This is a genomic window from Streptosporangium sp. CA-115845, from assembly GCF_050943795.1.
Lineage (GTDB): Bacteria > Actinomycetota > Actinomycetes > Streptosporangiales > Streptosporangiaceae > Streptosporangium.
Genome location: NZ_CP191987.1, coordinates 162,428 through 179,996 on the forward strand (window position 1 = coordinate 162,428; position 17,569 = coordinate 179,996).

Below are 17,569 nucleotides of genomic sequence, written 5' to 3' on the forward strand. Positions count from 1 at the left end.
GGCCGCCGATGGGCTCGTCGCCGGCTCTGGTGCGCAGCCGTACTCATACTCATAGCGGTGCGCCGCGGCCCGAAGGTCCCGGTGGCCTGCACCAATATTGTCAATCATGCATTTCCTTAAAAGTTGGATGGGGTGATGAGGCGGCCGTGCGGCGGGGTCCTCAGCGTGAACATCGCAAGGTGAACAGGTGGTCATCGGCCGTCAGTGCTCGCGAGGATTTGACCTGTTCCAGGCGGGCCGATTCGAACAGGTCGTGGTACTGCTGGTGAGTGCGGATCCGGCCTGCGCCCAGGGCCAGGTGGTACACCTGACGACAGACCCAGGAGCCAGACCACGGGTGTTGCGGGTGAGGGGCGGCGTCGAGAACGCCCTCGACCACCCACAGTTCACACCGGCTGCTGGTGCTGTTCATGGCCTCGCGCACCGCTGACAGCACCTGCTGGGCACTCGAGTCGTCCATCTCCCGCAGCTGACCGATCAGCAGGTAGATGTCTGCAGGAGGCAGAAGGTGCTGGGTGATGATGCCGTACACGATCGTGCACTGCCGATCCGCCTCACAGCCCGCTGCCCCCGCGGCAGTGCCCTCCTGCTCGGGGGCGCGAAACACGATGCCCCGACAGTGCGGGTGTGCTTTCACCAAGGCGGCGACGAGGCGTGGGTCGGTGCCGACCACGACGAGGCTCCTGGCGTGGGCGAGGCCGAGGTCGAGGCCGCTCAGTGCTTCGACGATCTGCGCTTCACGGTCAGCGGTGCCGGACTCGCGCACCAGCGCGGCGGCCGCCGGCCGACCGGTGAGGGGTCCTGCGGGGAAAGCTGCCGCGCTACCGGCGCGGATCGTCGCCGGAAGCCGCAGCAGGGCCGCGGCGATGGGCTCATCGGTACACGCCCTCACCAGGGGCCGCAACGATTCTGCGATGTCAGCGCGCATCGCTTGGCCCAGGTGCGTGAGCTGGTAGCGGCTCATCCGATCGCGGCGCAGGAGTCCATCTGCCGCTGCGACCGGGAGAAAACGTTCGAGCTCATCGGGCTGGGCCTGACATCGCCGTGCCAGAGCCTGCACATCCAGCGGCCCGTCCGCGAGATGATCGGCGATCTCCAGCTCGACGAAGGTGGCCAGGACGAGAAGGTGCATCAGATCCCTGAGGCGTCTTTCGACGATCAAGCGGTGATACGGCCGCACTACCGGTGGTGTCGGCCGCTGCGGCACCACCTCGAGGCACTGAAGTGATGTCTCCGTCATGATGTTTTGACCGGTGGCGGGCAGATGGTGATCTCATCCTCCCCGGCGAGGTGCCTAGGAGTGGTGTCCCCATGCTCGAAGGGCGTGTACGGGTAAGAGGTGTCACCGCAAGGCCGGTCAGGGATGGGCACGGTGTCGACGGCGGTGGCCGATGACTGTGGGAGGCCGTCGTCGAGGCCCTGCGGCGAGGGCCTCGACGAGGCGCGGTCGGTCATCATCAGCAGGCCAGACACCACAGCGCTGCAGGGGACGGTGACGATGTGGTGGCCGGCAGCGGTATCAGCATCGGGTCGATCTTGTCGATGTTCTTGGTGAGATAGCCGCGCTCGCGCATGATGGTCAGCACCCGCTCGATCCGGGCGGCCTCCAGCGTGGTGGGGAAGGCTCCCAGTGTCATGATGTCGGCGGTGGCTGCGTCGATCTTGGTGTAGGTCGGGATGATCGCCCTGACCCGGTTGGAGTCACTGGCCGCGATCTCTTGGGCCTTGCCAATCGCCCGCTGGAACGCCGCGACGGTGCGCGGGTGGTTCCTCGCGAACTCAGCGGTCACGCCCCAGCCCGCCACCGGGAAGTCCGCCGTGGCGTCACTCATCACATCGCCGATCTTCTCGGCGCCCTTACTCTTCTGCAGGGCGGTGATGAACGGCTCGGTCACCCAGGCCACGTCGATGTCGCCAGCCGTGAGACGCGCGGGCATTTCCGGTAGCGGGAACTCCATGAAGGTCACCTCGTTCGCGCTGATCCCGTAGGTGGCCAGCAGCACTTCGGTGCTGAGAGTGCCGATGCTGCGTTTGGTGGCCACGCCGATGCGCTTGCCGCGCAGATCCGCCGGGCTCTTGAGAGCGGAGCCCTTTTTCACCATCAGGACGAAGGTGTTGGGCGCCGCCTGGTAGGCGTCGGCGACGATACGCACATCGTGCGCACCGGCGGCTTTTGCCTCGATGACGCTGACGTAGTTCATCAGCCCTACATCGACGCTGCCGCCCTCAAGGGGGCCGAGGATGAAGGCGGCTCCCTGCGCCGCCTCGGGCTTGATGGTCAGGCCCTCGGCAGCGAAAAACCCCTCGTCGATGGCGATATGCAGCGCAGCGGCGTCCGGCACCGGGAGGTAGGCGACTTTCAACGTCGGCTTTTCCAAGCCTGTGCCCGTATCGGAGGCTTTCGGCGCCTGCCCTCCACAGGCAGCCACAACCACAAAAAGTAATGCAAGTATCACAAAACGTGTTCGCCTCATGGCGTGTTCCTCACAAGGAATGGCAACTGAGTTGATGGGTCAGATAGGGACGAGCGGTGATAGGGCCTGAGCAGGCGGCCCGCCCCCAGCACGCACGCCCCCGGTATCACCGGCACGGCCGAGGTGTAGACGTGGATGCCTCCAAGCAGGTCTTCAAGCAGCGACCACACTGTGCCCACCCCTGCTGAGGGTGAAGGGCTCGCAGGCGGGGCGCCAGCCATGACCACCGTGCCGTCCGGATGAAGCGTGATGGCCGGAGTACCAGCGTGCCAAGCACTGGCAGTGAGAGGGCAGCACCCCTCAGAGTCGTTCGTGACGATAACGGCCACGGCTGCCTGAGCCAGAAACGCATCAACCTCTGGCCACCTCAAAGGGCGTATCACCTGGAAACGACCGGGCCGCCGTTGGGCCAGGCCGCGGCATGCAGCCATAACGTTGGCCTGTTTGTTTGACGGCGCTTCGATGTCGGGCGTGAGGGAGACCACCTCGACGCGCCGCTCCCCGCCTCGCGCGAGGTCACGCATCAGGGTGATCAGACGAGCTGACGGTTGCGCACAAATGACTCTAATCGGCCCTGTTTGCCGCAGACGCTCACGCTCCTGCGCGGACACGACCACCGCTCTGCGCCCCGGCACAGCAGTGGGGAGAGTCCACCACTTGTCGGTGTTCCAGCCCGCTTTCGCACCATGCCTCACCATGGATGGATCGGTTGCGCACACAGTTCCGACGCGCTCCAAAACCTGGCGCCAACGAGGGTCCTTCGCCACCGGAGGAACGTGATGGATCAGCAGCGCGGTAGCTACCCGGGCAGGAGCCGGCATGAAAACGCCCAGCCCCCACAAGAAGTCGCTCCAACACACCAAGTCCGCACCCTGCTGACTAAGCAGCCCGCACACTTCGTCGACGACCTCAGGATGACCAGCCAGACGCGCGCGCAGCGCCTCCCCCGTCAAGGGGTAGGGCAGCGACAGCGAGCGCAACCTGAGCACCTGAAATGGCTCCTCATCCCCCTGCCCCGTAGGGCCGGCCGCGATCACCATCGGCGTGTGCCCGAGACCCTGAACGCCTTCGGCCAGCACGGCCACATGCCGCTCACTCACCGACGTATGACCCACCCCATAAGGCACACAGACAAAGGCAACCCTCTTGCGCGATCCCTGTCGCCAGGTCATACGAGCACCAGCAGTATCAAACGACCCGCCACAGGCAACCTGACGAGCAAAGCCACAGACAACGACCAGGACAAACAGATCACCTGTTGCGGCCACCCCCCTGGCCTGAGGAGGCTCACACCCCCCGCAACCGGGCGATCAGCGCGAAGCCGGTGCCGTAACGGGGCAAGCACCGCTGAAACTGATCCGAGCTTCGTCCCTTGACCATTTCGGTCAGCCAGTTGAGGAAGACGCAACTGATCGGCCACTACGTCATATACGCCCATCATGTCCTTCCCAACCGCAAACTGGACTAAAGGGCCATCGGCACCCTTTGACAGAGCTGTCATTGAACAGGCGTCAAGGACAGATGACCAGGACACTTGGTAGCCACTAACCCGCCACTAACCCGCCATTAGCCCGCCATTAGAGGACTTCGCGCAGCTAGACTCCCTCCTCAGGTCCGGACAACGATCGTGTTCCATCGCACGGATATTCCCGCTAAGGTAAGGAAACGGATATTACGGACAGGAGGGTGAGTGAATTACGACCCAGCCAGAGCCTCACCGTTCTGCCATGCACGAAAAAGCGTTAATCGCACCCAGGAAGAATTAGCGGAAGACCTCTGGGCGCTCGCGCAGCAGATGTACCGCCAAGGCGCCATCAAAACGCTGCCCAAATTCAGCGTCCGGCAACTAGGCCGATGGGAAGGCCCGAACCCGTCGCGTCCACGCCCCGCAGCTGCGGCCGTGCTGGAGCGGTACTTCAAGGTAACCATCGAAGAGCTGGGGTTGAACTCCTCCTTCCGCGACGAAAGCCTCATACAGGAAGGAAGAGCACAAGGGGTGATGGCAACCTTGTTGCCATCACCACCGATCGACGCGAAGAACCCGCACCTGATCGCCATAGAGTCGTTCCGCCGAGCAGATCGCCAACTCGGAGGCGGACACGTCTACCACTCCGTGCTGCGCTACCTACTGCACACCATCGCACCCGGACTCTTCGGCGCCGACAGACAGCACAACGGCAATGACGCCTTCCGATCCGCAGCCGTGTTGACCGAGATGGCCGCCTGGATGGCCCACGACTCGGGGCGTGATGACCTGGCCCGTAAGCACTTCGCCAAAGCCCTCCAGCTCGCCCGGACCGTATCGGACACATCGGTCGGCGCGAATATCCTGGCAGGCATGAGTCACCTGGCGCTGCAAAGCAACCAACCCGATGAGGCTGCAGCGTTGGCCCGTGCAGGCCAGGACCGCATCAAAGTGGGAGGGCAAGTGCCGATGTTGTCCTCTCGGCTCCATGCCATGGAGGCGCGGGCACAGGCTCGACTCGGGAATACGCATACCGCACAGCGCGCCTTAGCCGCAGCCCGAAAGCAACTGGAACGCACGTCTCAGGAGGTCCTTCCATACTGGGTTGCCCCCTTCGATGAGGCGGCACTATCCAGCGAGACCGTCTTGTGTCTACAAGACCTGGACATGCTGCCCGCTGCCACAGCGGAAGCACAGCGAGCCGTCTCCCTGCGCAGTGAGGAACGAGCCCGCAGCCGGGCCTTCAGCCAGATCTCTCTCGCCCTCCTCCTGGTCCAACAACAAGAGCTCGACGCGGCATGTTCGCTCGGACATACGCTCCTGAGCTCTTGCCAGATTCTCGGCTCCTCACGAGTTACTCAGCGGCTGAACGATCTCGCCCTCACCCTCATCCCCCACCGCGGCGTACAGGCAGTGAACGCCCTGCTTGACGACCTGACGGCGGTTAACCAGCAACGTACATCCCTGCTCGCGAGCCTTAGCCCGGCCTCTTCAGGAGGTGACCAGAGGTGAAGCGACGTCCTGAGCCAGGGGGCGTTGGATGGAACGAATATCTCGCCGAGGGCAACGCGCGGCAGGCGCGTAAGCGCGTCACCGCAGATGTATTGCTGCGCGATGCAGCTGGGCGCCTGTTGCTCGTCCGGCCGACATACAAGGAGGGGTGGGACCTGCCAGGCGGCATGGCCGAAGCTAACGAGTCACCCACCGAGGCCGCGAGGCGGGAGCTGAGCGAAGAACTCGGTCTGGACATCCCGTTGAAAGCGCTTTTGTGCGTCGACTGGGTCGCTCCGCACGGTCCGTGGGACGACCTGATGGCGTTCGTCTTCGATGGCGGCATCCTTACCGATGACCAGTGCGGGCGCCTTCGTCTCCAGGACGAGGAACTCTCTGCCTGCACCTTCTTCGAGGAGGCCGGCGCCCTGGACCGTCTCCCTAGCCGCCAGCGTCTGCGTACGGCACAGGCGCTGGCGGCTTTGAAAGACCATGTTCCTCGATACCTGGAAAACGGAATCCCAATGTGGTGAAGCAGCCATGCACCCTATGACGCCCGTTTTGCCAGCCCGAGATCTGACCCGCGGAACCAAACCGTCACTGGGCAGGGACTCACCGCTCCAGATGGTGCAATGCATCACCTGCTGAAGAGCCGAAGCTGCGAACTTCCTTGTCCCTACCCACGATGCGCCCGGTGCCCCGCACTGAAGACGGGTGTGGACGGCTGCGGGCCAGCGACCATGGCGATCAAAGCCATCTACGCACCAAATGGTCCCCCGTGACATCCAGCAGGGGCTGTGCCACGCTCATGATCCCCGCACAGAGAGCGTGCTATACCAGTCTCCGGTGACCTTCGCTCGACGACCAGGCCCCGCAGCCGGGACGACCGCCAGGAACCAGCCGGCGGCATACAACTGCACCGCCCGCGTAAAGGACCGCCCGCTGCTCAATACTCGCGGCCCGCGCCGGCGAGTGAATTCCACTGGCGCCGCACCAGGCACCGCGACGCGAAAGATGTGCTGCTCACGCAACGCGTACCACACCAGCGCCCCACCCGTTCGGGTTCGGAGCCCATACACCGTCCCCACATGAGTGGTGCGCATCTTGTAGCGCCACTGGCCGCGCAGCTCGGCGCGCTCAGCACGCCGGGATTGCACTGTGGCGCTGGTGTAGCCATCTGCTGTCAGGATCTGTTTCTCGCTGGCGGCCGTGCCGTCCAGATTCGACACCCACCTCGCGTGTGCGCCTGCCACCTGTCGCGGCGTGGCCACCAGACCGCCGGCATCCTCCGGTAGCGCCTCGGCGATGCCGTTTGCATCACGCGCGATCGGTGGCAGCGTCTGCCCAGCGGCCGCTGTCGCCCCGGCCACTACCCGCCACCCTGTAATTCCAGCTGTTGCCGATGAGCTTTGAAAAATCAGATGGGTCCGTGAAGCCCCGGCCTTCGCATACTTCAACGTCGCCACAAACCATTGCGGTCGGCCAGGCGGCACACGGGCGATGGTCATCTCGACTGTATCGACGACTTTAGGCGGGCTTGTTGGCTGCCAGCCTTCCTTGACGGCGAGGCGGTAGTCGGCGCGAGATAGCTCTAATGCGAGTCCGGCGAGTGTTTTTTGCAAACCCACGCCCTTTACGCTGTAGATTTCCCGGTTGAGGCGAGCGTATTGGGCGTAGATGCGCTCCGCCTCACGCAGCGTCAGGTGCGGCGCCGGGGAGGACCGGGGGGTATGGGAGGGGGCGCTCGTAGCGGCGCGTGGCGGCGGGGCGGCCGCGGGCGCGGTGGCGCACGCAGCGGCCAGGCTCAATGCCGCGCCGATGGCGGCCACCCGGCCCAGGCCAGGTAAGGGGTAGATGATCACAGAGTCTCCCAGCCGACACCGCGGCGATGACGGTCTAGGCCGAGCCGGTGGTGACCTCGCCTCGGTGACGGCGATGTCTTCGACTCGGCCCAGACCAGATGGGTGGGGGTGGATGGGTGAACGTCAGGAGGCAGCGGGGTGCGATCGCCAGCCATCGATGACGTGATCGTCGGCACGGACACGGTGGATTCACGAGCCCTGGGGTGGCCCGTGTCCGCCCTGGCGGCCTCGGATGCGTGACGTCAAGCTGGCCGTCACCACCGCGGTGAGGGTGCGGTTCCCACTACCTCCTTCTTGCTTGACAGAGATTGTCAGAAAGCATTTGGAAATGCCAGGGCCCGGCACATAACGGTGCCATCGAACTGTCATCTCGCAGCCAGCTCCGACGCCCTCCGCAGCATCGGCACCTGCAAGCGGCAACTCAAAGGCATCCAGAATGAATCCTCTGAGCTGGCTGTTTACCTCGATGCAGCGGTGCGACACGGCAGGACCTGCCTTTCATGTCACAAAACAGACACGAATTGGTTTCGGTACAGCACTACCCTTTCCGAGACGAACCCCTGACTCCTAACTTGACAACCCTCTTGACAGAGGTGATCGCGGAGGGAAGCTCCTCCGATGAACGCCCCTGTTTTCCCCCTCACCGCCGCGGCGGTGCGATTGCCGATGAGGAGACCCGCCGTGCCCTCCATCTCAAACTCCGATGACCTGGCGGGCCAGGTCGCGGTGGTGACCGGAGCCGCCCAGGGCATCGGAGCGGCCATCTGCGCCACCCTGGCCGATCACGGCGTGACAATCGTCGCGATGGACATCCAGCCCGCCCCACTGCAGCGCCTGGCCGAGGACCTGGCAGGTGCGCACCCCGTCGTGGTTGACGTCCGCGACGCCCCCGCGGTGCGCACCGCCATCGACACCATCGCAGAGCAGTTTGGAGGCATCGACATTCTCATCGCCGCGGCCGGTGTGTTGCGTACCGGGCCGGCGACCGAGATCACCGCCCCTGACTGGCGTGAGGTCATGGCGGTCAACCTCGACGCAGTAATGCACACCTGCCAGGCCGCGGCCCAGCACATGATCCCCCGCCGACGCGGGACGATCATCGCGGTCGCCTCCAACGCCGCGAGCGTGCCCCGGATGAACATGGCCGCCTACGCCGCTTCCAAGGCCGCCACCCGAATGTTCATCAAATGCCTCGGCTTGGAGCTCGCCGTGCACGGCATCCGCTGCAACACCGTCTCCCCCGGCTCCACCGACACCTCCATGCAACGTCAGCTGTGGACGAGCCCTGACGACGCACATGCAGTGATCACCGGTTCACTGGCGAGGTTTCGCCCCGGGATCCCGCTGGGCCGCATTGCCACTCCCGCTGACATCGCCGACGCCGTGCTGTTCCTGGCCTCCGCGCGTGCTCGGCACATCACCATGCACGACCTCATCGTCGACGGCGGCGCCAGTCTCAGCGGCTGACTGTCCAAGCGAGGCCTTACCCACACCGCCCACACCCCGTCGGCAGTCTCTCGACCCCACGCCCCGCCCCGGCATCGCCTCTCATCACCACTTCCGCACTTCAGGAGCCCAGCATGTCGCTGTCCACCCTGTCCCCGCTGCTGCACCGCCCCACCACCGCTTTGCCCACGGCGATCGCTGACTACGACCCCGCCACCTCGATCCTTCTGGCCAGCGCCGACTACACCGTGCTGGCCCAGGGACCGCACACCCAAATCACCGGCCGCCTTCTGCCCTCCCCCGCCCCCGGCTCCCCCCCGGACCCGGCCCCGGAAGCGAGATCTGGCAGCGCGCCCGTCTCGCTGGCCGAGCAGGTGGCCCACGCCTTGGCTGCCTCAGACCACCGCTTTGAAGCGATCGCCGCCGGCGCGATCGGCTTCGACGGCTCGGCTCAGCTGAGTGTGCCCACCGACGTGCAATGGTCAGCCCCCCTGCCGCCCGCACCGCGCACCAACGCGCCGCCACGCGCCTGGCGCATCGAGCAGACCCCGCCCCCCGCCCTCTACCTGGCCGCGGTGCGAACTGCGCTGAAGCGCATCGAACAAGGAAGCCTGGACAAGGTCGTGCTCGCCCGGCAGCTGGAACTGACCCTGCAGGACGGCCGGCCCATCGACGTGCGGCAGTTACTGAGTCGGCTGGTGGGTCACGGCGGCTATACCTTCGCCGTGCCAATGGCCGCAGGTGATCGCACCCTGATCGGAGCGAGTCCCGAACTGCTCATCTCCCGGCACGAACGCGTCGTCACCTCCAACCCGCTGGCCGGATCAACCGCCCGCTCGGCCGATCCAATCACCGATCGCCAGCGCGCGAGCACGCTGCTGCGCTCGCTCAAAGACCGCCGTGAACACCGTTTAGTCGTCGAGGCCGTCGCTGACGCCCTGGCGCCGCACTGTATACGCCTCACCGTGCCGGCCGAGCCGCATCTGGTCAGCACCCCCACCATGTGGCACTTGTCGACGCGCGTGCACGGCCACCTGCGCAGTAGCGACACCTGCTCGCTGACGCTAGCCGCGGCTTTGCACCCCACTCCGGCGGTCTGCGGCACCCCCACCGCCACCGCCCGCGCCGCCATCACCGACCTCGAAGGCTTCGAACGCGGTCTCTACGCCGGGCTGGTGGGCTGGAGCGATGCCCGTGGCGACGGAGAGTGGGCGGTGGCCATCCGCTGTGCCGAGGTGAGCGCACAAGCGGTGCGCCTGTTCGTCGGTGCGGGCATCGTCTCGGGATCCGACCCCGAGCACGAGCTCGCCGAGACCAGCGCCAAAGCCAGCACTCTGCTGCACGCCCTGGGCGTGCGCAGCATCATCTGACCGCGCGGCCCACTCACCAGACTCCCCTCGGCCGCGATGACCGTCTCACCCCCGCCCTATTCCCATCCTGCTCCACCCCCACCAAGGAGAGCGCCCATGGCGATCGCCCCCATCGCCCCGTACGCGATGCCCACCTCTGCCGACCTGCCTGCCAACCGGCTGCCCTGGTCCCCCGACGGCGAACGCACCGCGCTGCTCATCCACGACATGCAGCGCTACTTCCTGGACCCCTTCAGCCCAGGCCACTCCCCCCTCGTCGAGCTGGTCGACAACACCCACCGCCTGCGTGGGCACTGCGCGAGCCTGCAAATACCGATCATCTACTCGGCCCAGCCCGGCGGGCAAAACCCCGCGGAGCGCGGCCTGCTGCTGGAGTTGTGGGGGAAGGGCATCGGCGCCGATCCCGCCCACACCGACATCATCGAGCCGCTCACCCCCCGCAAGGGAGAGATCCAGCTGCCGAAATTCCGCTACAGCGCCTTCAAACGCACCCACCTGACCGAACTGCTGACCGCGCTGAACCGAGACCAGCTCATCATCTGCGGCGTCTACGCCCACATCGGGGTGCTGGCCACCGCAGCCGATGCCTTCCAGCACGACATCCAGCCGATCATCGCTCTCGACGCGGTCGCGGACTTCAGCGCCGCAGACCATCGGCAAGCGCTGACCTCGGCCGCCGAACTCTACGGCGTCACCTTCAGCACCGAACAGATCATCGCTCGGCTGACGCCGGTGCGTCAGGACACGCTGGCTGATACTTCCTGACCTGCTCGCGGTGATGGGCTGGCGGCTGCGACGCTCAGACCATTACCAAGCGGCCGCACGTTCTGGCCCCCGGATCTGCAGACGAGGGCGGGAAGTGGTGCCGGCGGCGCGGGTGCGGCGGCGGGCCCAGGAGGTACTGTTCCGTTTCTCCAGGTGGGGCAGTGTGCAGAGGACCGCCCCACAACAGGCTGGGCCTATGTTGGTCGGTGCTTCGGAGGTCCCGGACAGACACACCCTGGGGCCTCCTGCCGTACCTGCCGGTTCAGGGGTACCGCGCGGAGCGCGTCGAGGATGAAGGCCAGGGGCGTCGTACTCCTGGAATTGATCAGAAACCCAGACGGCGCCGAGCCGTTGTGGTGAAATGCGCCGAATGGAGCGAATGCGGCAGCTGGTGGGCGAGATGCTGATCTACTGTTTCGTTGTCATCCTGCTCACCGGCGGCTTCCTGGCCTTCTTCTACACACCGAGCAACCAGATGGTCCCCTACAACGGCTTCTACGAGCCGCTGCGGGGTGTCCCCGTGAGCGCGGCCTACGACTCGATCCTGAAGATCAGCTCCGAGGTGCGTGGCGGCCTGCTCATCCGGCACCTGCACCACAGTTCCTCGGTCCTGCTCGTCCTGGGAATCGTCGTCTGGATCCTGCTCGGCCGATCCCGTTACGCCCTCGCGGCCCTGGGTCTGGTCCTGCTCGGCGGTCTGGCCGGCTACGGCTCCGCCGATGACCTGCTCACCGGAACCGTCCTGGAAAAGCTGCCCACTCCCTGGTGGTACGGCTTGCATCTCCTGACGGCGCTGGCCGTGGTCACCGTACTGGTGCTCTCCTCTCGCCGCGAGGCCGGCCGAAGTCCGAGAACGCTCCGCTTCGTGGCATTGAGCCTCGGCCTCACCATTCTGGTGATCTTCTTCCTCTGACCGGCTACCGGCTCGCGATGAGGATGAGCTTCCATCCGCCGTTCCGAGACTACTGGTGATCGAAGGTTGGCATTACCCGGAATATCTCTGTCCGCCCAGGCCAGAAGCATGATCACAGGCAACGTCGAGCTTTCAGGTTCAGTACCCGAAACTCAGGTGGGGCTGCTGACGCCAGGTGAGGTCGAAGCGGTCGGCATCAGGCCCGTGCTGAGCGGGGTCGCGCCCGGCGGGGTGTAGCACATCAAGCACAGCCTCGCCCGTGAGGATGGCGACCCGCCGGATATGTAGCTGTCACTTTCAAAGCTGTAAGACGGCTCAACAGTCGCCAAGCTTTCGTGTGCGAATTGTCTGTTTTCAACCAAGCGATTGCTTGTCAATAATGTATTGACGAAGTGCGATCGGACCGCCTTGATGATCTTGAAACGATCAGATTTCTCTCCGCACGCACCTCGCCACCCCTCTGACTCACAACTTGTCCCGGAAAAACCCACAGGGCAGCATAACGCTATTTTACCTGGTCAGAGGGTATCCACATAGATCGGATGCCTACTGGTTGCGAGGCGGTGGACTGCCAGTGCTTTTTTGCCAAGGCTCGACTTCTCTTACCGTCATAGCCCTCTCCGCTGCTAGCGGACACGCCGTTCTCCAGTTAAGCGGCCAGATTTCTCCTGGCTGGTGGCCATCAAAATTCCTGGTGCGGTCACCGGAAATCCCGGCGGGTGGCCAGGGCGATCTCCCGGTGAGCGATCAGGTCAACGAGATCACCCCGCGTCCGGACAGGGCCTCAGCCAGGCGGTGGGAGTCGCCGCTGGTCTCCACCAGATGGGCGTGGTGCATCAGCCGATCGACGGTCGCGGTGGCGAGCGTCTTGGGCATGATGGTGTCGAAGCCCGACGGGTGGATGTTGCTGGTGACCGCGACCGAGCGGCGCTCGTAGGCGGCATCGATAACGCGGTAGAACGCCTCGGCGGTCTCGTGGCCGACCGGCAGCAACCCGATGTCGTCGATAACGATGACGTCGCTGCGGCAGATGCGGCCGATGGCGCGCGAGACCGATCCGTCGATCTTGGCTCGGCCGACCGTGGCACTGAGAGACTCCAGGGTGAACCAGGCCACCCGCAGGTCCTTCTCGATCGCCAGATGCGACAGTGCCTCAGCGAAGTGGGACTTGCCGGTGCCGGACGGCCCGGCGATCACCAGGTTCTCCGCGCGGCCGACCCATTCCAGCGTCATCAGCGCGTTCTGGGTGGCCTCGTTGATCGTGGAGTCCTCCTGGCGCCAGGAGGAGAAGGTCTTGCCGGAGGGAAAGCCCGCGCTCTTGCGCCGGTTGCGGCGGGTCGCCTGGTCACGGCCGACGACCTCCTCATTGAGCAGGACGCGCACGACTTCTGCTGGGTCCCAGCGTTGCGCGCGGGCGGTCGCCAGCACCTCGGGCGCCGCTTTGCGGGCATAAGGAAAACGCATCCGGCGAAACAGGGCCTCCAACTCGGCCGGGACCGGTGGGGCCGCGGGCAGGGTGACGCTCACGAGTGATCTCCTTTGACGTTGCCGGTGTTACCGAAGGCAGCCCAGGAGGCAGTGCCGGGCTGAGCCGAGTGAGCCTCATCGACGCGGAGGTTTTCACCGGCGCGCTCGTGCAAGGCGAGGTGATCGCAGATGGAGGCCAGGTCGGCTTCGGCGAATCGGCCGTTGATCGCGGCCAGGCCGAGCGCCTCATCCACCCGGGCCGCGCCCAGCAGGCTCCTCAACTCGACCGCGCGGGCCATCTTGGCGCGGATCCGCGCCACTCCGGTGGCGGCGGCCTCGATCAGCCACGCCTGCGCACCCGGCCCGATCGCCAGGAACGCTTCTTCGGCCTTGGTCTGCGGGCGAGGCCGGGGCGCTTTGGGGCCGTTGCCGCCCTCATGCTCGGGATAGTGGGCATCGACGATCTGCGGCCGGCCCGGAACCGACAGCCGATGCCGCCACAGTTCCTTCAGACCGTGGTGAGCGTGGTGAGCGTGCTCATCGGCGCTGGAGCAGCCGACGATGACCAACTCCTCGCCCTGGACGCGGCACCAGACCCTCTGTCCTTCGTGGCCGGGTGGCACCGAGTAGCGCACATCGCCCCAGCGGACGGTCCGGTCGTCACCGACCAGGCGCTCGGCCCCGAGCGCGAGCACGTAGGGATCGGCGGGCAGCACGTGCAGGCGAGCGCGTTCCTCGGCCAGCATCTCGATCGGCGGCCGGTGTGTCTCGCGATGGCGGCGGCCGTTGATGTGCTCACTCCAGGTGGCGCACGCGGCCTCCAACTCGGTGAAACTCCCATAGGCGGCGCGGAGGTTGGTGTGAGTGGGCACCAGATCCGCCTTGGCGATCTTCACCGTCGCCTCCACTCCGCCCTTGGACTCGGGATCGAACGGCTCACAGGTCGTTACCACGCAGCCGTAATGCCGTCCCAGCTCGACGATCTGCGGGTGGCGCACCGCGATGCGGGCGATGTGCTCGATCGTGACCGTCTTGGGGTTGTCGGTCAGCAGATACGTCGGCGCCCCGCCCAGCCGCCGCAGCGTCGCGTCCAGGCATGATGTCAACGTGGCCAGTGTCTGATCCCACGCTGGGATCACCACTCGAAACCGCGACCAGGCCAGCCAGGCACAAAACAGCTGCGTGCGGCGCTGTCCGATCCGCGGGCCTTCGCCCCAGTCCCACTGCAGCCACATTCCCGGCTCGGGCACCCAGGGCCGGTAGACGCGCCGCCGTCCGGCTTTCCACGCCGCCTTGATCTCGGCGACCGCCCGCCGCGTGGTCCGCTCAGAGCCGGCGAATCCCATCGCGACCAGGTCTTTGTGCACCACATCCGCGCGGATCTTCCCTTTCGACCGGTCGACCTTCTCCTCGATCTTCGCCAGGAAGGTGTCGATCGCCTTGGGCCGGGGCGTCGGCTGGTGCGGGTTGCCGCCCGCCGCGCGGATCGCGATATACCGGCGTACCGTCTTGGGGTCACACCCCGCCAGTTGCGCCGCCGACCAGGCGCACCCGGTCAGGTCGTAGGCCTCGTAAATCTCCATCAGCTCCATGCCAGACTTCGTCACGGGCCCCCTCCGCGGGTCTGGGGTGCAAGGTCTCGACAACCGGCAACCCAAGCCCCCGCGGAGGGGGACCCGCGCTATGACACACGGACAGGATCAGGAGATCAACCTGGCCATTGACCAGGACTTTTGATGGCCACCAACCAAGAACCTGTGTCCATCAGCCGCGACTTTCCTGTCCGCTGATCAAGAGTTCCACGTGGCCGCTCTCATCCGCAGCCTTCAATACAGTCCATCAGGGCACTCGGCCGGGATCGCTCCCTGACAGGCGGTTCCCGGCCCGTGGATCATGACGCCACACAACATGGAGCTGTGCGGTCGCCCCAGGACTACGGCGCATCCGTTGACACAGGGCGCGATGTCGATACTGCCGCCAGCCCGTTTCCCTGAGCCAGCCACCGAAGGGCTACCACCGATCGGCTACAAGCAACAGATCACGGTGCGAGGGCGGCCACTAGGGCAAGGCGCCAGGAGGCCGTCGCCGCATAACGGAGTCTCCACGTCGTCAGGGGGTAAGCACAAGACTCGCTATATAGCTGGTGCAGCTTGTATCAACTTTCAGCGAAATCGAAGATCGTGCTGCGGGAGACGGTCTGATCAGGCCAAGGGCGCGCGGCTGATGTCACGCTCCCGACGGTCGCCCGGGTGGATGAGATACCCGGTCTCGACGTGAAAGCCGCCCAGGTCATCATCGTCGAGATTGGCCTGGACATGAGCCGGTTTCCCGCCGCCGACCACCTGGTTTCGTGGGCCAAACTGACGCCCACAACCCTGTAGTCGGACGGCAAGGCCCGAGCCGGTAAAACCGGGAAGGGCAACTCCTGCCTCAAGGGCGTGCTGGGCGAACTCGCCGCCGCGGCGGCCAAAACCGCCACCTTCCTGGGCGAGCGCTACTGGCGCATCGTCAAACGCCGCAGCAAGCTCAAGACCCTGCTTATCGGCGTACGCGTTCCCGTGCAGGGCTGGGTACGACCTGGGGGCCGACTACTACACCACCCGCGTTGACAAGGACCGCAAGACCTGCAGCCACATCCGCCAGTTCGAATCACTCCATCCCTGGTCACCCTCCAGCCCGCTGCCTGACCAAATTACTGTCCTGCACGCCCCTGAGCGACGATCATCGGTCAGAGTCCGCTGCTGCTTGCCTGGCCAAACTGGGTGATTTTCCGATCAGACCCAGGCGCCTGGGTCCGCCGGGTTTTCCCACTGCCGATCACACCCACTCTTCCAGAACGTGACCGCCTTCTCGTCATACTCGATCGCTCGGCGCGCCGGCACCTGACACGACCAGCCGTGACGACGCAGCAGCTTCCACATCCCGCCAGCGAGTAGAACAGGTAGAACATCCGCCCGATCAGTGTCTTGACCCACGCGAGCATCCAGCGCTGGCCAGGCTATCCGTGTGCAGCTACTCCCCGGTTCAACACGGCCTTCTGCCTGGCGAACTGCGCCGCGCTCAGCTGCGGCAGCGAGGCCTGCCCTTTAGAAGCCAGCGTCTTACCACCGCCCGTCGCCGCCGGCTCGCCGACACCCGTGTGACCCGCAGTTCCCTACTGATCAAGAAGTGTGGGCGTGAGGTAACTACCAGGCGCCTGCCAGGTGGTATTTGTCCAGGTGGCAGTCTTGAAGGATGAGGTACTCCGATAGAAGCGGAGGACTGTCCGCGCCAGAGCGGGACCGTCGGCAGAGGCTGCGGTTCCGGGCCGCGGACATGTTCGCCGGGGAAATCACCCCGACCCGGGTCGCCCAACTGCTGGGCATCACACTCAAGTCCGCGTATGAATGGCACGCCCTGTGGAGTCGTGGAGGCAAGGCCGCGCTGGTCTCCAAAGGCGCCGCGGGCAACGGCTGCAAACTCACCGCCGAGCAGTTGAGGCTGCTGGAGACGCTCCTGGGCCAGGGCGCCGCCGCGCACGGCTGGGACGACCAGCGCTGGACCAGCCCGCGTATCGCCCTGCTGATCGCGCGGAAATTCCACGTCTCCTATACCCCGCGTGCGGTGGCCTACCTGCTGCGGCGGCTGGGCTGGTCATTCCAGGTGCCCGCGCACCGGGCCGGCCAACGCGATGAGGCGCGGGTCGCCACCTGGGTGAAACGGGCCTGGTCGGCGATAAAAACACCAGGGCGGCCTGGGGCTCGTGGCTCGTCTTCGCCGACGAGTCCGGCCAGAGCCTAAGACCGCCCAAAGGCAGAACCTGGGCACCCAAGGGCCACACACCGGTCCTTCCGGTGTCCTATCGCGGCTCGGGCCGTACCTCGATCGCCGCGCTGCTGTGCGTCCGGCCCGGCGAGCGGACCCGGCTGATCTACCGCACGCTCACCTATCACCGCCGTAAACACGAGAACAAAGGGTTCAACGAGGTGGCGCTGCAGTCCCTGCTGAACTCCGCGCACGCCCAGTTGGGCGGCCCGATCTCGCTGGTATGGGACAGCCTGCCCGAACACGTCTCGGCTCGGATGCGCGCCTGGATCGCCAACCAGAAAGACTGGCTGCTGGTCTACCGGTTCCCACCGTATGCCCCCGACCTCAACCCCGCCGAGGGCATCTGGGCGGCGCTGCGCACCAAGCTGTTCAACTTCACCGTGGATGACATCGACCAGCTGACCGCCCTGATCAAGAACCGGCTCAAGCCCATGCAATACCAACCCGAACTCCTGGCCGGATTCATCGCCGAGACCGGCCTCGTCCTGTCCGACCCACCGTAGCAACGC

General features: G+C 65.6%; 16 protein-coding genes. 9 read left to right on the forward strand and 7 right to left on the reverse strand.

All coding sequences use genetic code 11. The features are described from left to right. Positions 1-160: 160 nt before the first annotated feature. From ACQP0P_RS00765 to ACQP0P_RS00775, 3 genes are all read right to left on the reverse strand, one after another. Positions 161-1,240 (reverse strand): methyltransferase, encoded by a 1,080-nt coding sequence (locus tag ACQP0P_RS00765; protein WP_433358882.1) that lies wholly within the window; start codon positions 1,238-1,240, stop codon positions 161-163. Between the two features lie 217 nt (positions 1,241-1,457). Beyond that, positions 1,458-2,474, reverse strand: a complete 1,017-nt coding sequence (locus ACQP0P_RS00770; RefSeq protein WP_433358883.1) for an ABC transporter substrate-binding protein — start codon at positions 2,472-2,474, stop codon at positions 1,458-1,460. Next, complete coding sequence (locus ACQP0P_RS00775; RefSeq protein ID WP_433358884.1) at positions 2,471-3,559, reverse strand: hypothetical protein; 1,089 nt, start codon at positions 3,557-3,559, stop codon at positions 2,471-2,473. Before ACQP0P_RS00775 ends, ACQP0P_RS00770 begins: the two co-directional genes overlap by 4 nt. Positions 3,560-4,164: 605 nt before the next feature. On the opposite strand from ACQP0P_RS00775, the gene ACQP0P_RS00780 reads away from it, so the two are divergent. Both ACQP0P_RS00780 and ACQP0P_RS00785 read left to right on the forward strand, forming a co-directional pair. After that, entirely contained in the window at positions 4,165-5,451 is a 1,287-nt protein-coding gene (locus ACQP0P_RS00780; RefSeq protein WP_433358885.1) for a hypothetical protein, read from the forward strand. Continuing rightward, positions 5,448-5,963 carry an NUDIX domain-containing protein gene (locus ACQP0P_RS00785; protein ID WP_433358886.1) on the forward strand — a complete coding sequence of 172 codons (516 nt, stop codon included), beginning with the start codon at positions 5,448-5,450 and terminating at the stop codon, positions 5,961-5,963. The genes ACQP0P_RS00780 and ACQP0P_RS00785 overlap by 4 nt, the downstream gene beginning before the upstream one ends. Before the next feature lie 273 nt (positions 5,964-6,236). Here the strand turns inward: ACQP0P_RS00785 and ACQP0P_RS00790 are convergent, their stop codons facing one another. Further along, complete coding sequence (locus tag ACQP0P_RS00790) at positions 6,237-7,292, reverse strand: hypothetical protein (protein WP_433358887.1); 1,056 nt, start codon at positions 7,290-7,292, stop codon at positions 6,237-6,239. A gap of 681 nt (positions 7,293-7,973) precedes the next feature. Here ACQP0P_RS00790 and ACQP0P_RS00795 point away from each other — a divergent pair. From ACQP0P_RS00795 to ACQP0P_RS00810, 4 genes are all read left to right on the forward strand, one after another. After that, entirely contained in the window at positions 7,974-8,759 is a 786-nt protein-coding gene (locus tag ACQP0P_RS00795) for a 2,3-dihydro-2,3-dihydroxybenzoate dehydrogenase (RefSeq protein ID WP_433358888.1), read from the forward strand. A 113-nt stretch (positions 8,760-8,872) separates the two neighbouring features. Continuing rightward, positions 8,873-10,108: an isochorismate synthase gene (locus tag ACQP0P_RS00800; protein WP_433358889.1), complete on the forward strand. Its 1,236-nt coding sequence runs from the start codon at positions 8,873-8,875 to the stop codon at positions 10,106-10,108. 96 nt (positions 10,109-10,204) lie between these two features. Next, the gene (locus tag ACQP0P_RS00805) at positions 10,205-10,873 is read left to right on the forward strand and encodes an isochorismatase family protein (RefSeq protein ID WP_433358890.1); all 669 of its coding nucleotides are present in this window, start codon (positions 10,205-10,207) and stop codon (positions 10,871-10,873) included. A 370-nt stretch (positions 10,874-11,243) separates the two neighbouring features. Continuing rightward, complete coding sequence (locus tag ACQP0P_RS00810) at positions 11,244-11,786, forward strand: hypothetical protein (RefSeq protein WP_433358891.1); 543 nt, start codon at positions 11,244-11,246, stop codon at positions 11,784-11,786. A gap of 747 nt (positions 11,787-12,533) precedes the next feature. Here the strand turns inward: ACQP0P_RS00810 and istB are convergent. Beyond that, entirely contained in the window at positions 12,534-13,250 is a 717-nt protein-coding gene (istB, locus tag ACQP0P_RS00815) for an IS21-like element helper ATPase IstB (protein WP_433358911.1), read from the reverse strand. Between the two features lie 59 nt (positions 13,251-13,309). Continuing rightward, positions 13,310-14,845: an IS21 family transposase gene (istA, locus tag ACQP0P_RS00820; RefSeq protein WP_433358912.1), complete on the reverse strand. Its 1,536-nt coding sequence runs from the start codon at positions 14,843-14,845 to the stop codon at positions 13,310-13,312. A 657-nt stretch (positions 14,846-15,502) separates the two neighbouring features. Here istA and ACQP0P_RS00825 point away from each other — a divergent pair. Continuing rightward, complete coding sequence (locus tag ACQP0P_RS00825; protein ID WP_433358892.1) at positions 15,503-15,634, forward strand: transposase; 132 nt, start codon at positions 15,503-15,505, stop codon at positions 15,632-15,634. A 57-nt stretch (positions 15,635-15,691) separates the two neighbouring features. After that, positions 15,692-15,862 carry a hypothetical protein gene (locus ACQP0P_RS00830; RefSeq protein ID WP_433358893.1) on the forward strand — a complete coding sequence of 57 codons (171 nt, stop codon included), beginning with the start codon at positions 15,692-15,694 and terminating at the stop codon, positions 15,860-15,862. Between the two features lie 165 nt (positions 15,863-16,027). On the opposite strand, the gene ACQP0P_RS00835 is transcribed toward ACQP0P_RS00830, so the two are convergent. Continuing rightward, the gene (locus ACQP0P_RS00835) at positions 16,028-16,174 is read right to left on the reverse strand and encodes a winged helix-turn-helix domain-containing protein (protein ID WP_433358894.1); all 147 of its coding nucleotides are present in this window, start codon (positions 16,172-16,174) and stop codon (positions 16,028-16,030) included. Between the two features lie 313 nt (positions 16,175-16,487). On the opposite strand from ACQP0P_RS00835, the gene ACQP0P_RS00840 reads away from it, so the two are divergent. Next, positions 16,488-17,563 (forward strand): IS630 family transposase gene (locus ACQP0P_RS00840; protein WP_433358895.1). Its coding sequence is split into 2 segments (ribosomal slippage): positions 16,488-17,031 and positions 17,031-17,563, totalling 1,077 coding nucleotides; the frame shifts between segments, so codons are not numbered across the junction. The last annotated feature ends 6 nt before the right edge of the window (positions 17,564-17,569 follow it).

Bases quoted from the DNA above. Each gene is read 5' to 3' on its own strand.
- ACQP0P_RS00765 (WP_433358882.1), bottom strand. From the start codon at position 1,240: ATGACGGAGACATCACTTCAGTGCCTCGAGGTGGTGCCGCAGCGGCCG.
- ACQP0P_RS00770 (WP_433358883.1), bottom strand. From the start codon at position 2,474: ATGAGGCGAACACGTTTTGTGATACTTGCATTACTTTTTGTGGTTGTG.
- ACQP0P_RS00800 (WP_433358889.1), top strand. From the start codon at position 8,873: ATGTCGCTGTCCACCCTGTCCCCGCTGCTGCACCGCCCCACCACCGCT.
- ACQP0P_RS00805 (WP_433358890.1), top strand. From the start codon at position 10,205: ATGGCGATCGCCCCCATCGCCCCGTACGCGATGCCCACCTCTGCCGAC.
- ACQP0P_RS00810 (WP_433358891.1), top strand. From the start codon at position 11,244: ATGGAGCGAATGCGGCAGCTGGTGGGCGAGATGCTGATCTACTGTTTC.
- istB (WP_433358911.1), bottom strand. From the start codon at position 13,250: ATGCGTTTTCCTTATGCCCGCAAAGCGGCGCCCGAGGTGCTGGCGACC.
- istA (WP_433358912.1), bottom strand. From the start codon at position 14,845: ATGGAGCTGATGGAGATTTACGAGGCCTACGACCTGACCGGGTGCGCC.
- ACQP0P_RS00835 (WP_433358894.1), bottom strand. From the start codon at position 16,174: ATGTGGAAGCTGCTGCGTCGTCACGGCTGGTCGTGTCAGGTGCCGGCG.